At 64.3% G+C, this 13,912-nt stretch carries 10 protein-coding genes; 8 read left to right on the forward strand and 2 right to left on the reverse strand.

Annotated elements, in window-relative coordinates; genetic code table 11:
* Position 1: 1 nt before the first annotated feature.
* From RTQ83_RS05030 to RTQ83_RS05050, 5 genes are read left to right on the forward strand one after another with little or no spacing between them, the layout of a single operon-like run.
* Positions 2-1,006 carry a hypothetical protein gene (locus RTQ83_RS05030; RefSeq protein ID WP_312511684.1) on the forward strand — a complete coding sequence of 335 codons (1,005 nt, stop codon included), beginning with the start codon at positions 2-4 and terminating at the stop codon, positions 1,004-1,006.
* On the forward strand, positions 1,003-2,841 hold the full coding sequence (locus RTQ83_RS05035) for a VWA domain-containing protein (protein WP_312511686.1): 1,839 nt from the start codon (positions 1,003-1,005) through the stop codon (positions 2,839-2,841). The genes RTQ83_RS05030 and RTQ83_RS05035 overlap by 4 nt, the downstream gene beginning before the upstream one ends.
* Positions 2,838-3,422 (forward strand): hypothetical protein, encoded by a 585-nt coding sequence (locus RTQ83_RS05040; protein ID WP_312511688.1) that lies wholly within the window; start codon positions 2,838-2,840, stop codon positions 3,420-3,422. The genes RTQ83_RS05035 and RTQ83_RS05040 overlap by 4 nt, the downstream gene beginning before the upstream one ends.
* Complete coding sequence (locus tag RTQ83_RS05045) at positions 3,407-4,780, forward strand: capsule biosynthesis protein CapK (protein WP_312511690.1); 1,374 nt, start codon at positions 3,407-3,409, stop codon at positions 4,778-4,780. The genes RTQ83_RS05040 and RTQ83_RS05045 overlap by 16 nt, the downstream gene beginning before the upstream one ends.
* Positions 4,777-5,841, forward strand: coding sequence for an AAA family ATPase (locus RTQ83_RS05050; protein ID WP_312511691.1), 1,065 nt, complete (start codon positions 4,777-4,779; stop codon positions 5,839-5,841). The genes RTQ83_RS05045 and RTQ83_RS05050 overlap by 4 nt, the downstream gene beginning before the upstream one ends.
* On the opposite strand, the gene RTQ83_RS05055 is transcribed toward RTQ83_RS05050, so the two are convergent.
* Positions 5,836-6,591, reverse strand: a complete 756-nt coding sequence (locus RTQ83_RS05055) for a DUF1080 domain-containing protein (RefSeq protein ID WP_312511693.1) — start codon at positions 6,589-6,591, stop codon at positions 5,836-5,838. The two genes, RTQ83_RS05050 and RTQ83_RS05055, sit on opposite strands and share 6 nt — an antisense overlap.
* Before the next feature lie 157 nt (positions 6,592-6,748).
* Here RTQ83_RS05055 and RTQ83_RS05060 point away from each other — a divergent pair, with 157 nt between their 5' ends.
* The gene (locus RTQ83_RS05060; protein ID WP_312511695.1) at positions 6,749-8,944 is read left to right on the forward strand and encodes an OsmC domain/YcaO domain-containing protein; all 2,196 of its coding nucleotides are present in this window, start codon (positions 6,749-6,751) and stop codon (positions 8,942-8,944) included.
* 51 nt (positions 8,945-8,995) lie between these two features.
* Here RTQ83_RS05060 and RTQ83_RS05065 read toward each other — a convergent pair whose 3' ends face one another.
* Positions 8,996-10,690 (reverse strand): phosphodiester glycosidase family protein, encoded by a 1,695-nt coding sequence (locus tag RTQ83_RS05065; RefSeq protein WP_312511697.1) that lies wholly within the window; start codon positions 10,688-10,690, stop codon positions 8,996-8,998.
* Between the two features lie 146 nt (positions 10,691-10,836).
* On the opposite strand from RTQ83_RS05065, the gene RTQ83_RS05070 reads away from it, so the two are divergent.
* Positions 10,837-13,236: an RHS repeat-associated core domain-containing protein gene (locus RTQ83_RS05070; protein ID WP_312511699.1), complete on the forward strand. Its 2,400-nt coding sequence runs from the start codon at positions 10,837-10,839 to the stop codon at positions 13,234-13,236.
* On the forward strand, positions 13,233-13,862 hold the full coding sequence (locus tag RTQ83_RS05075) for a hypothetical protein (protein WP_312511701.1): 630 nt from the start codon (positions 13,233-13,235) through the stop codon (positions 13,860-13,862). Before RTQ83_RS05070 ends, RTQ83_RS05075 begins: the two co-directional genes overlap by 4 nt.
* The last annotated feature ends 50 nt before the right edge of the window (positions 13,863-13,912 follow it).

Genomic DNA, 13,912 nt, shown 5'->3' on the forward strand with positions numbered 1-13,912 from the left:
CATGGTTTGCGAAGCGTTTGCCGCCGTGCTGTCTGCGCGCCGTGCTGAATTCAATGCATCGGCGGCGCAGGCGCGGCGGACCTATCCCGGGTTCGACCAGCAGGCCCTTGGCCGCTTCCTTACCGAATTCGCCGATCCCGTGGTGCGCAGCGTTGCTGCTGCGGCGCCGGAACGTGCATCCGAAGTGGCATCGACCGCCATGCGCATGGGCCTGGACCTGGTTGGCGAACGCACGATCGATGGCGGAGTGCGGGCGGAGGCGCTGGCGCAGGCCTGGACTGAGGTTGCACCAAGCTACGCGGCGCTGGTGGCGCGCGACCCGGCGCAGGTGCTCGGCCTGTTGAGCAATGCGGCGCTGCACCTGGCGGCATTGCCCGGTGCGAGTACGGCGCGCTGGTCGCAGGAGATGAGCGCGCTCGCATCCCAGGTGGCGAGCGTCGCAGATTTGCGCTCGCTGGGCCAGGTACTGGCGTGGCGTGCCGGCGCTGCGCACTATCGCCTGGGTGCGATCGCGGCCGCCGACGACCTGCCCGAAACGCTGGCGCTGGCGGCAATGCGTGTGACCGACGGGACGCCGTGGCAACAGGTGCGTGCGGCCTTGATGGGCGATCCGTGGTGGCGCGCGGCGGGCGATACCGATGCGGCCAGTGTGCGCACGATCGGCGCGTTCGCGGGATTCGGCGGCGCCTTCGCCGCGCCGCCCTCGATCCGGGCGACGCTCGGTGACAACCCCTGTTTCGTGGTCCGCTCCGGCGAAACCGAATTCTGGCTGCATGCGGACGCCCACGGCGCCATGCTGCTGCCGGCCCAGGCTGGGCATTTCGATACGGCAGCCGAGGCGTCGGGCGCCGGGACGTACGCGGTGCGCGACGGGCAACTGATGGTCGGAGCGCAAGCCGTGACGCTCGACATTCCGGCCGAGCGCCTCGCGCTGTGCATGACCGCCAGCACGCTCGCGATCACTTCACCCTACACCCATGCCATCGTGCTGGTGGCGCGCCAATGATGTTCGGGCGCGCATCCCGCAATGATGAGGTGGACGCGCTGCGCGAGCGTTGGCATGCGGCGTGGCCGGCGGCACTGGATTGCTGGAGCCATTACACGCGCCTGCACGAGCCTGAGCTGTGCAGCACCACGCGGGAAGCGAAAAAGGCGGGACTGGCCGGCAGCTTCGCCATGATCCGCTTCGCCGACCAGCGCGTGGTGGTCGACCTGCAGGCGATCGGCGCCTGCGGACTGCAGGACTATGCGGTCGAAATCCTCGCCCATGAAATCGGCCACCACGTGCAGGCTCCCGGCAGTGCGCTCGACCACCTGCGCATGCTGGCGCGCATCCGCCGCGTGCTGGGCACGATGGCCGCCGCGGCGCCGATGGTGGCCAACCTGTACACCGACTTGTGCATCAACGACCGCCTGCAGCGTCAATGCAAGCTGCGCATGGACGCGATCTACCGTGTGCTGGCGCAGCACCACGATGACAAGGACGACAAGGACGATAAGGAGGGCAAGGCCCGGCCAAGCCGGGTATGGACACTCTACCTGCGTACCTACGAGCACCTGTGGCAGCTCGATCAGGGCAGCCTGGGAGGCGGGCAGTGCGACGATGCACTCGACGGCGACGCCTGGCTCGGCGCGCAGGTGGTGCGCGTCTACGCCAATGAACCGATGATCGGCGCCGCGCGCTTTGCCGCCTTGCTGTTGCCTTACCTGGTGGCGGACCAGGAAAAAGAGCGGCAGGATGCCCTGGCGCAGGCGCGCCAGTGGCACGATACCAAGGACGCGGCGTCGGACTATCTGCCCAGTGGCATGCAGGAACTCGAAGACGACGAACTGGACGACGCATTGCATCCGGTGCACGATCCACGCGTGACCGGCGCCATGGATGCCGATCGCACGCCGACTGCGCCCGGCAATCGTGCGGCGGGACAGGCGCGCGAGCCCTACGAATACGGCGAAATCCTGAAAGCGGGCGGCGTCAAGCTGACCCCGCACCAGATCGCGATGCGCTACTACCGCGAGCGCGCCCAGCCGCACCTGGTGCCGTTCCCCACGCGGCCCGACCCGCGCGCGGCGGAGCCCGAGTTCGAGGGCGTCGAGCCATGGAGCCTGGGCGACCCGCTCGACGAGATCGACTGGCTGCACAGCGTGTCCGTCAGCCCGCGTCCGATCCCGGGCCTGACCCTGGTGCGCCGCGTCTTCAGTCAGGAACAGGGCCACGAACGCGCGCCGCTCCCGGTCGACCTCGACCTGTACGTGGACAGCTCCGGCTCGATGCCGAATCCGCAGCACAGCACCTCGTACCTGGCGCTGGCCGGCGCCATCGTCGCGCTGTCGGCGCTGCGTGCCGGCGCGGCGGTGCAGGTGACGCTGTGGAGCGGCAAGGGCGATATCATGACGACCGCCGGTTTCACGCGCGACGCCGACGATGTGATGCGGGTGCTGACCGGATATATCGGTGGCGGCACCTGCTTCCCGATCCATCGCCTGCGCGAGACCTACGCCGCAGGGCCACGGGCGCGCTCGACCCATATCCTGATGATCTCGGACGACGGCATCACGACCATGTTCGACAAGGATGAACGCGGCAACAGCGGCTGGGACGTCGCCGCGCGCGCCCTGGCGGCTGGCGCCGCCGGCGGCACCATGGCGCTTAACTTGCCGGCGGACTGGGATGGGGACGCGCAGGACTACCTTGGACAGATTGCCGCGACTTTGAGGCGCGCTTGGGACGAGCAGGGCTGGGATGTGCTGGCCGTGCCCGACATGCCCGGGCTGGTGGCCTTCGCGCAGGCTTTCAGCCGGCGCCACTACGCTCCCGGCGGCGCGAAGGGGACGCGGTGAACAAGACCGGCCCCGCACTGGAAGCAATCACCCGCCGCCTGCTCGACACTCCGGCCGAATGCCTGGACGAGCCACGCATTGGCGGCGTCGGCACGGTTTCGGTGCCGGCGCTGGTGGGCGACGTGTTGCGGCTGCACGGCCACGCGGCCGGGGCGGCGTGGCTGGATGTGCTGCAGGGCAGCGACGGACGACTGGCGCGCAACCGCTTGGCGCTGGCAATGATCGTCGCCTGGCTGGTGGCGGATGAGTGGTTCATCGCCCAAGGCCTGGGCCAGGCCGAACTGTGCGCACTGTTCGACAGCGTACCGGCGCCGCTCGCCGAAGGCACGCCGGCGCACCGCTTCGTCACCGACGCCGGCCCGGGCGAGGAACTGGTGCGCGTGGTGCTCGCCCACTTCGGCTACCGTCCGGCCGGCGAGACGCCGGAGCAGGCCGGCGACCGTCTGGCGTCAGTCAGCGGCGCCGCGCGGCGCAAGCTGCTCGCTGCCAGCCGCGAGGCGGAAAAGCGCGCGCGCGAGGTGCGCGAAGCGCTGGCGCGCAAGGCGGCCGAGGAAGCTGCGGACAAGTGGACGCGCGACTGATGGCGGCCTGCCCAAGCGACGACACGCTGCACCGCGCGCGTTTTCCGACTCTGAGTGCGGCAGGCGCGCGCATGCTCGACTTCATGCGCGACCATCCGCATGCGCCGATCTACCGCAACCACAGCGGCAACCGGCTGCTGGCGCATGAAATCGCGCTGGCGCGCGCCTTCGAGGACGAGATCGCGCATGCCGGCGTGGGCTGGACACCGGGACAGCTGCCAGGGTGGGTGATGCCGTTCGTGGCCGATGCCTTCGCCACGGTGCCGTTCTACCGCGCGCTCGGTTCGCCGCCACGCCGGCTGGACGACCTGGCGCCGGTCTCGCGCGCCGACTTCGCGGCCGATATCGCGCGCTTCGTGCCCGACCACGTGGAGGCCGGGCGGCTGCTGCAGTTCCTGACCACCGGCACCACCGGCCATCCGATGGTGGTCGCCTCGCATCCGCTGGTGGCGGCGCGCTACGCTGCATTCCACAAGCGCGCGCTGCGGCGGGCGGGCGTGGTACAGACCCATGGCGCGGGCCAGGTCGGCGTGGTGCTGCTCGGCTTCCAGCAGCACTGCTTTACCTACGTCTCGGTGCTGCCGACCATGGATGAAGTGGGCCTGGCCAAGATCAACCTGCATCCGAACGACTGGCGCCATCCGGACGACCGCGCGCGCTACCTGGACGCGATGGCCCCTGAGATCGTCGCCGGCGACCCGATCTCGCTGCGCGAATACGCGGCGCTGCCGTGCACCGTTGCCCCGCGCGCCATCATCTCGGTGTCGATGACGCTGCATGCCGGCCTGCGCCGGCTGCTCGAACAGCGTTTCGACTGCCCGGTGCTGGACATCTATTCGCTGAACGAGGTCGGCCCGGTCGGGGTGCATGACGAAGCGGCCGGCGGGCACCTGCTGCTGCAGCCGCGCCTGTACGTCGAGATCCTCGATCGCGACGGGCGTCCGGTGGCGCCGGGCGAGCGCGGAGAGATCACGGTCACCGGCGGCTTCAACTTCTGCCTGCCGCTGCTGCGCTACCGCACCGGCGATCATGCCGCCCTTGCATTCGGCGAGTCCGGTCCGGTGCTCGCCGGGCTGTCGGGACGCCGTCCGGTGCGCTACTTCGGGCGTGGCCAGTGGTGGAACAATATCGACGTCACCCGCGCCTTGCGGCCGCTGCCGCTCTCGCACTTCACCCTGCACCAGAGCGAAGACGCCAGGCTGGTACTGGGGCTGGCGCAGGATTGCTTGGCGTGCGCCCCCGCTGCACGCGCGGCGCTGGCGCCGCTGTTCGACAGCCGGGCACTGGACATCGTCGCGATCGTCGCCGACGACAAGGTGCTGCAATACACGTCGGACCTGGCCGGGGCGCTCGTATGAAACGCTTCCGCCAGGGACTCGTCGTCGGCAAGTTCTGCCCCTTGCATCGCGGTCATATGGTCCTGATCGAGGCGGCGCTCGACGCCTGCGACGAGCTGCTCATCATCAGCTATACCAAACCGGAGTTCGAGGGCTGCGCACCGCCGCTGCGTGAACGCTGGCTTGCAGAGCTGTACCCGCAGGCGCGGCGCCTGGTGATCGACGACGCACGCCTGATCGCCGAATGTGCGCGGCGTGGCGTCGAACCGTTGATGGAGGTGCCGCCCAACGACGCATCCGACGCTGTACACCGCGAATTCACTGCGTGGCTGTGCCGGGAGTTGGCCGGCGTGGTGGTCGATGCGGTGTTCACCAGCGAAGCGTACGGCGACGGCTTCGCGGCGGCCTTGGCCGCCTGTCAGTCGAGGCATTTGGGCCGCGATACCGCGGTGACGCACGTCTGCGTCGACCGGGCGCGCATGGCGGTGCCGGTCTCCGGAACCCGGGTGCGCAGCGATCCGCACGCGTGGCGCGGCTTCCTCGATCCACGTGTGTATGCCGATTTCGTCGACCGCATCTGCATCCTGGGTGGCGAATCGACCGGCAAGACCACGCTGGTGCAGGCGCTGGCGGCGGCGCTGGATACGATTCGCGTACCGGAATTCGGGCGCCAGCATTGGGAGGATAGAGCTGGCCGGTTCGTTTTCGACGACATGCGCATCATCGCCGAAACGCAGGTCGCGCTGGAAACCGCGCTGGCGCAACAGGCGCGCCGCTGGCTGGTGTGCGACGGCAGCGCGCTGACGACGGTGTTCTACAGCCAGGACGGTTATGGCAGGGTCGATCCGGCAGTAGAGGTACTGGCGCAGCGCAGTTACGCGTTTACCTTCGTCTGCGCGCCCGATTTCCCGTTCGTACAGGATGGAACGCGGCGCGACGCGGCGTTTCGCGCGCGCCAACATCAGTGGTATCTGTCGACGCTCGACGCAGCTGGTATCGACTACGTGGTGCTGAGCGGATCGGTCGCCGAGCGGGTGCGCACCGCGCTGGGTGCGATCGCGGCCCGGTCACCGCATTTATAGCGGACGCACCCAGATATTGCGAAAGCTCACCGCGTCGCCATGATCCTGCAGCTTGATCGGCGCCGCGCCGTGCTTGCGGTACGCCGGCCGGCCCGCATGCAGCGATTCACCCGTGAGCGCGACGTGGTTCTGCACCAGCACGCCGTTGTGCAGCGCCGTCACATAGGCGGGCGACACCAGCGCGCCATCGGCGCCGAAGCGCGGCGCGGTCCAGATCACGTCGTAGGTCTGCCATTCTCCCGCAGCGGCGCAGGCATTCACCAGCGGGACGTGCTGCTTGTAGATGCTGGCCGCCTGGCCGTTCACGTAGGTCTTGTTGTCGGCGCAGTCGAGGATCTGGAGTTCGTAGCCGTTGCCGGTGCCGGTCGAGAGGAACAGGCCGCTGTTGCCGCGGGCCTGACCAGTGCCGGTCAGTGTGGCCGGCACGCGCCATTCGAGGTGGATCTGGTAGTCGGTGAAGGTGCGCCGGGTCTGGATGTCGCCGCTGCCGCCGCGCACCGTGAGGGTGCCGTCGGCCACGGTCCAGCCGGCGGCCTTGGCGGGGGAGGCGGCCGAGACCCACTCGCGCGCATCGGTGCCGTCGAACAGCACCACCGCATCGGACGGCGCGCGCGTGGCGGTGCCGGGAACGATGCGCGCCGGCTCCGGCGTCCACGCTTCGGTGGCCTTCGGGTCCGGCCGGGCCTCCTGGGCCACGGCTTGCAGCATCATCGACATCCCCACCACCGCCACGCCCAGTTTCGACATCATCGCTCATCCCATCAAAGAAGTGGCGCAGAGCATAGCACGGCGGCCTTTGCCGAGGTGTTGCCATATCCTACACAAGGGCGGCTTTGCCTATGCCGAACGGCTGAAACAAGGGATAATCGCGCCCATCCCGTTTTAAGCGACATTTTGGAATTCTCTCATGGAAATTAAGGTCAACTTCCTCGACAAGCTTCGCCTGGAAGCCAAGTTCGACGACTTCACGGTCATCGCCGACCAGCCGATCCGCTACAAGGGCGACGGCTCGGCGCCCGGTCCCTTCGATTACTTCCTGGCCTCGTCGGCGCTGTGCGCGGCCTACTTCGTCAAGCTGTATTGCGACACCCGCAACATCCCGACCGAGAATATCCGCCTGTCGCAAAACAATATCGTCGACCCGGAAAACCGCTACCAGCAGATCTTCAAGATCCAGGTCGAGCTGCCGGCCGACATTTCCGAGAAAGACCGCCAGGGCATCCTGCGCTCGATCGACCGCTGCACCGTGAAAAAAGTGGTGCAGACCGGTCCCGAGTTCGTGATCGAGGAAGTCGCGAACCTGGACGCCGACGCCCAGGCGCTGCTGACGCTGCAGCCGGGAAGCGAGACCAGCACCTTCATCCCCGGCAAGGACCTGCCGCTGGAACAGACCATCGCCAACATGTCCGGCCTGCTGGCGGGCCTGGGCATCAAGATCGAGATCGCGTCCTGGCGCAATATCGTGCCCAACGTGTGGTCGCTGCACATCCGCGACGCCCATTCGCCGATGTGCTTCACCAACGGCAAGGGCTCGACCAAGGAAAGCGCATTGGCCTCGGCCCTCGGCGAATACATCGAGCGCCTGAGCAACAACCACTTCTACGCCGGCGCCTACTGGGGCCAGGACATCGCCAACGCGCCGTTCGTGCACTACCCGAACGAGCGCTGGTTCCAGCCCGGCGCCGACGATGCGCTGCCGGAAGGGATCCTCGACGACTACTGCCTCGCCATCTACAACCCGGACGACGAGCTGCAGGCCTCGCACCTGTTCGACACCAATTCCGGCAACACCGAGCGCGGCATCGTGGCGCTGCCGTTCGTGCGCCATTCGGACGGCGACACCGTGTACTTCCCGGTCAGCCTGGTCGAGAACCTGTACGCCAGCAACGGCATGAGCGCCGGTAACACGCTGGCCGAAGCGCAGGTGCAGTGCCTGTCCGAGATCTTCGAGCGCGCGGTGAAACGCGAGATCCTGGAAGGCGAGCTGGCGCTGCCGGACGTGCCGCAGGCGGTGCTGGACAAGTATCCCGGCATCGTGGCCGGCATCAAGGGCCTGGAAGAGCAGGGCTTCCCGGTGCTGGTCAAGGACGCGTCGCTCGGCGGCACCTATCCGGTGATGTGCGTGACGCTGATGAACCCGCGCACCGGCGGCGTGTTCGCCTCGTTCGGCGCCCACCCGAGCCTGGAAGTCGCGCTGGAACGCAGCCTGACCGAGCTGATGCAGGGCCGCAGCTTCGAAGGCCTGAACGACTTGCCGCGCCCGACCTTCTCCAGCCACGCGGTCACCGAGCCGAACAACTTCGTCGAGCACTTCATCGATTCCAGCGGCGTGGTGTCGTGGCGCTTCTTCAGCGCCAAGTCGGACTACGATTTCGTCGAGTGGGATTTCTCGGGCAAGGGGCACGACTCCAACGCCGAGGAAGCCGCGACCCTGCTCGCCATCCTGCAGGAGATGGACAAGGAAGTGTACATGGCCGTGCACGACGGCCTGGGCGCGACCGCCTGCCGCATCCTGGTGCCGGGCTACTCGGAGGTCTATCCGGTCGAAGACCTGGTGTGGGACAACACCAATAAAGCGCTGCTGTTCCGCGAAGACATCCTGAACCTGCACCGGCTGGACAACGATGCGCTGGAAGCCTTGCTCGATCGCCTCGAGAACAGCGAGCTGGACGAATATGGCGACATCGCCACCCTGATCGGCATCGAGTTCGACGAGAACACCGAGTGGGGCCAGCTGACCGTGCTCGAACTGAAACTGCAGATCCAGCTGGCGCTGGGGCAGCACGAGGATGCGCACGAGCTGGTCGGCGCCTTCCTGCAGTACAACGACAACACGGTCGAGCGCGGACTGTTCTACCAGGCGCTGAACGTGGTGCTGGAAGTGACGCTCGACGACGAGCTGGAGCTGGACGACTACGTCGGGAGTTTCCGTCGCATGTTCGGCGATGCGCGCATGGACGCGGCGCTCGGTTCGGTTGACGGCAGCGTGCGCTTCTACGGCCTCACGCCGACCAGCATGGCGCTGGAAGGCCTGGAGCGCCACCAGCGCCTGATCGACAGCTACCGCAAGCTGCACAAGGCGCGCGCCAAAGCCGTCAGCTGAAGGCCGGGCTGGCGCGGCTGCTGCGCCGGCCACGCCGCCTGCGTGTCAGCATCAATGACTGACGCGCAGCGGGTAAGCGATGCGGCGCAATGCGCCGTACTTGATCCGGTCGATCCCGGTCAATTCGTTCAGCACCGTACCGCTGACCACCATGGCCGCACTTGGTCCGCCATCCAGGCGCAGCGCGTTGTTGATGGCGAGCGCCTTGAATACCGTGCACAGCTCCGCAGCGGAGGTCTGGCCGCCGGAAGTGGAGGAGACCAGCAGCATGCGACCGTTCGAGGCGCCGACTGCCGTCCAGCGACCTGGCGATCCTGGCGTTTGGCAGCTGCCGCTCTTGACGACGGAGTTAGTCGGGCTGACGGTATTGAAGGAGTAGGCGCCAATCGCGTTTGGAGAGCGGGTGGAGAAAAAGTCCGGGCGCGCCAGGTCGGTCGAGAAACCCATGACGAACTGCAAGGTGTCCGTCGCGCAGCCGCTGCACATCCTGCCGCCGCCGATCACGTTGTCGCCCAGCGCCACGCCTGCCGAGCGCACGATGCCTTCAGCGGCGCCGCTTCCACCGGCGACGAGGCCGTAATCGCCTTCCCATGTAAAGCCGTTGATCAGCGCGATCGCTGAAGGCGTGAATTCGGTGATGCGTTGCAGCCCGAGCTGCGGCGCGTGTCCTTTGCCAGTCGTCGACAGCCGGTAGGGCACGGAGAAGCGAATCCGTTTGTCGGCGGTGTTGACGTACACCATATGCACATACGGCTTGATGTTCTCGCATGCTTTGATGCGCGCAGCGCCGGTTTGTAACAGCGTCAGGTTGAGCAGGCTGAATACCACCGGTTGCGCCAGATATTCCGCGCATGACTTGGCGGCATTGGCTTCCGGTACGGCGCGAGTCGGCGCGGCGGCAGCGGCGCGTTCCAGGGCCGCGGCCTCGATCACGCCGGTGCGCGGCAGGGTGATATGCGACGTCAACCTCGGCACCGCAGTGGACGCGGCCGCCGACGCGGCGTCGAGTGCCGGTGCCAACGGTACGATCTGCTCGTCGGATGTGACGGGCGCGCGCAGTGCCGTGGCATCGACGGTTAGTGCCTTATTCAAGGCGGTGTAAGGAAAGATATCAACGCTGGCAAACGCTTTACCGACATCGAGAACACCGACGTGGAATAGATGCGGCCGATCGAGCGCGGCGGAAGGGATGGTGAGCGTCACGCCGCGCGATAATTGGGCAACAGTAGCGATGGCGGGGGAATAATGTACCAATTCGCTTTCGGTATTGAAATACATGCTTGTGGATTGTGCAGGTACATAATCTGCGCGCTGTCCGTTGACCTGCTTGCGAACCGTAATGAAAATCTCGATGCCGTGAAAATCCTTTTCGATGATCAGAGGCGCCTGGAGCTTGATCTGTCCCGATAGTCCCGATTTGCCGGGATCGCTGAAATAGACATCGGTGATGGTAATGCGCGGGATGGTGACGTCGGCCAATGTGCTTGCTTTGCCGCTTGCAGTATCGTGCATGGCCGTAAGGCCCGCAGTGCGTGCACGATAGCACTCGCGCGCGCCGCACAGCAGGATATCGCCGGTGGCGACCGATTTTTCTGGTCGCGACGCGTTCTCGGTCGCGACGCTGACACGCAATCTGATCGCGTCCGCAGATGGCTTGTCAAACTCTGAGTATTTCTGCAATTCTGTTGCATAGCGAGGAAGGGCGGCATGACTGAAGCCGCTTATTCCTATTAACAAAACGAGCATGCATAGTAATCGGGCTGGCATAAGTATCCTATAGGCTGAGTCGTCAATGATGGCTGATTGAACGCGGGTGTTCGAGCATATAGGCAGCAGGTGGATATGCGATGCGGTGTCGCAAACGTTTCATAAAGTGTTTTGTTTAATGGGGATTGTCCATCCAAGAAAGTGTTTTTAAAAAATTTATGATGGACTGGAACGCACTGGGCCAGATGACGCGCTATACCGACTGCTCGGGAAAGACCACGCGCTATGACTACGACGCCGCCGGTCATCTGGCGATGGTGACCGATGCGCTGGGCCAGAGCACGCGCTTCGAACGTCTGCCGACCGGCGAACCGGTGCGGATCACGCTACCCGATGCCAGCGTCCAGGAGTACCGCTACGACACCGCCGGGCTGCTGGTGATGCAGCGTTACCGCGAAGCCGAGAGCCGCTGGCTGCGCAACGCGCGCGGCCAGGTGGTCGAGGCGATCGATCCGGCGGAGCGCCGGCTGCTGTATCGCTACGATGCGCGCGGACGGCTGCAGGAATTCAAAACCGATCCGGCGACGCGCTACGGGTTCGAGTATGACGCCGGCGACCGCTTGAGGCGCGAAGTGCGCCCGGACGGCGTCGAGCGGCTGCTGCGCTATGACGCCGCCGGCGAGCTGGCCGCGATCGATAAGCTCGGATCGATCACCGCAGGCGCGCCCGAACGCGCGCGCCGCACCACCCGCTTCGAGCGCGACAAGATGGGGCGCCTGCTGGTGCAGGAGACGGCGACTTCGGTCAGCACCTACGCTTGGAATGTGGCCGATGGCCTGGTGAGCGCGGAACGCGTCCCGACCGCAGCCGGCGCCGCCGTCGGGGTCAATGCCAGCAGCGTCTCGTTCGACTACGACAACGCCGGCCGGCTGCTCGCCGAGCATGGCGTCGAGGGCACGGTCGCGTACGAACTAGATGCGCTCGACAACATTGCCGCGCTCGTCCTGCCGTACGGGCAGCGCTTCGACATGCTCAGTTACGGCTCCGGCCACGTACACCAGATTCGGATGGGCGAACGCGTGATCAGCGACTTCGAGCGCGACGATCTGCACCGCGAGGTGCTGCGCACGCAGGGACGGCTTACGCAGCGCACCGGCTACGACCAGCTTGGCCGGCGCAGCTGGCAGGCGGCCGGTTTCGATCCGGCTGCGCTGGGGCCTGGGACGGGGCAGTTCTGGCGCAGTTATCGTTACAACCGGTTAGGCGAATTGGCCGAACAGCGCGATAGCGTTCGTGGGCGGCTGACGTATCACTACGACCCGGCGGGCCACCTGCTGCGTCAGGTCCGCGACGTTGAGCCGAGCGAGGAACGGTTTGCGTGGGACGCGGCGGGCAATCTGCTGGAGCACGGCCACGGCAAGAGCGCGGGCAGGGTCGAAGGCAACCGGCTGATGGTGTGGGGCGATATCCGCTTTGATTACGACCCGTGGGGGAACGTTCGCTACAAGCGCAAGGGATCTCGCTTGAGTCAGCGCTTTATCTTCGATGCCGAGGATCGGCTGGTTGCGGTGGTGAGCGAAGACGGGCAGGGTGTGACGGAGAGCAGGTTTGATTATGACCCGATCGGACGAAGAATTGGCAGCAAGGATACTCGCCAGGATATCGGCGGCTCGAGCCGCGTGGCACGTAAACGATTCGTGTGGCAGGGATTGTGCATGGCTCAGGAAGTAAGGGAGGGGAGTGTCAGCAGTTACCTATACAGTCCACAGCAGATATATACGCCACTGGCACGGGTCGACGCGGTTTTTATGGATGGAATGACCGAGAGGGAGGATAAGAGGGCATGCGGCTTGCCGAGAATCTACTACTTTCATACCGATACAGTGGGTATGCCGCTTGAGCTGACGGACGAGATAGGTAAGCTGGCTTGGACGGGACGGTATGCAGCATGGGGCAAATTCGTTCGCGAGGAGGGAACGTTAGAGCTACAACGAACGGATCAAATGCTGCGCTATCCAGGTCAATACGAAGATAGCGCCATTGGGCTGCATTACAACACGTTCAGATACTACGATCCGGATGTCGGAAGATACATCAGCCAAGACCCGATCGGATTGGTAGGCGGCGTAAGCTTATATGGGTACTCGGATGCGCCGACACGTCATGCCGATCCACTCGGATGGTGCTCGACCAAACTCGGAAAGCGAATGGGTGCGACAAGAGGGGATGGGATGGCCAATCACCATTTGATCCCCGAGGAACTTTTGAAACACGGAGATTACCAGAAAATGTTCAACCGATTACGCTCGATTGGGTTCGATGGGGATGGTCCATCCAACGGTATGTTCTTGCCCGGGAGCGAAAGGATGGCAAAACTCTTGGCCATGCCAGGACATTGGTCGGGTCATTCTCATTACACCAACCAAATAAGACGTCAGCTTGATCATTTAAATAATATGTTTAAGTGTTGGCGTCTGTCAGATATGCAATTGGCTCTAGGTATAAAGGCTATTCAACGTTCAGCGGTGGACGGCTTAGAACAGGGGAAGTTTTTGCTGGATCAAGTGACCGGGAGGCTACTATGAGTAACGCTGCATATGTTTTGGAATACGAGGCGGATGGTCATGGATGTCCATACTTCATTGCAGAGGAACGCGAGCCAAGTGAGTGGGAGTGGGACAGCATCGACCCAAATTCGGCTGCCGTCCCTGTTAAGAAAAACTACTCGGTAAAAATCACCGACACAGAAATTTCCGACATGGATTTTGATTTTTATGGAACCGGCACGAAGTATGTGTCGAGTCTATTTATTGATGTCTGTAACAGTCTTTTGGTGGATTTTCGATGCATACCTGTAGAGATTGAATACTCAGACGGCAGTCGGCCCAAGAAAGACTATTCCATATTTCTTCCCGCTGTTCATCTTCCACTGATGGATCTTGAGAGGTCGAATTTTGAAGTAGAAAAAGTGGTGGAGACGGGGGAGGCTATGACCCATCGATATTTTCCCGGCGTTCCATTCTTTAGTAAAATTGATAAGTTCACCCTCAAAGATATTCCGATCCCGCCGCTTTTTGAATGTGTTGAGCTTGGAAGGCTAGTTTGCAATGCAACTTTCCGCAACAGGGCTCTGCAAGTAGGGTTGCGTGGCGTGAATTTTATTGGGATTGATGAATCTTTTACCTACGATCCTTGGGCGGAATGGTCGTAGAAAATGCACGAGAGGGTTTGTCAAATATGCACCTATCTGTGGAAATCGAG

This window comes from Massilia sp. (assembly GCF_031995545.1).
Lineage (GTDB): Bacteria > Pseudomonadota > Gammaproteobacteria > Burkholderiales > Burkholderiaceae_D > Telluria.

Bases quoted from the DNA above. Each gene is read 5' to 3' on its own strand.
- RTQ83_RS05075 (WP_312511701.1), top strand. From the start codon at position 13,233: ATGAGTAACGCTGCATATGTTTTGGAATACGAGGCGGATGGTCATGGA.
- RTQ83_RS05060 (WP_312511695.1), top strand. From the start codon at position 6,749: ATGGAAATTAAGGTCAACTTCCTCGACAAGCTTCGCCTGGAAGCCAAG.
- RTQ83_RS05050 (WP_312511691.1), top strand. From the start codon at position 4,777: ATGAAACGCTTCCGCCAGGGACTCGTCGTCGGCAAGTTCTGCCCCTTG.
- RTQ83_RS05030 (WP_312511684.1), top strand. From the start codon at position 2: ATGGTTTGCGAAGCGTTTGCCGCCGTGCTGTCTGCGCGCCGTGCTGAA.
- RTQ83_RS05035 (WP_312511686.1), top strand. From the start codon at position 1,003: ATGATGTTCGGGCGCGCATCCCGCAATGATGAGGTGGACGCGCTGCGC.
- RTQ83_RS05065 (WP_312511697.1), bottom strand. From the start codon at position 10,690: ATGCTCGTTTTGTTAATAGGAATAAGCGGCTTCAGTCATGCCGCCCTT.
- RTQ83_RS05055 (WP_312511693.1), bottom strand. From the start codon at position 6,591: ATGATGTCGAAACTGGGCGTGGCGGTGGTGGGGATGTCGATGATGCTG.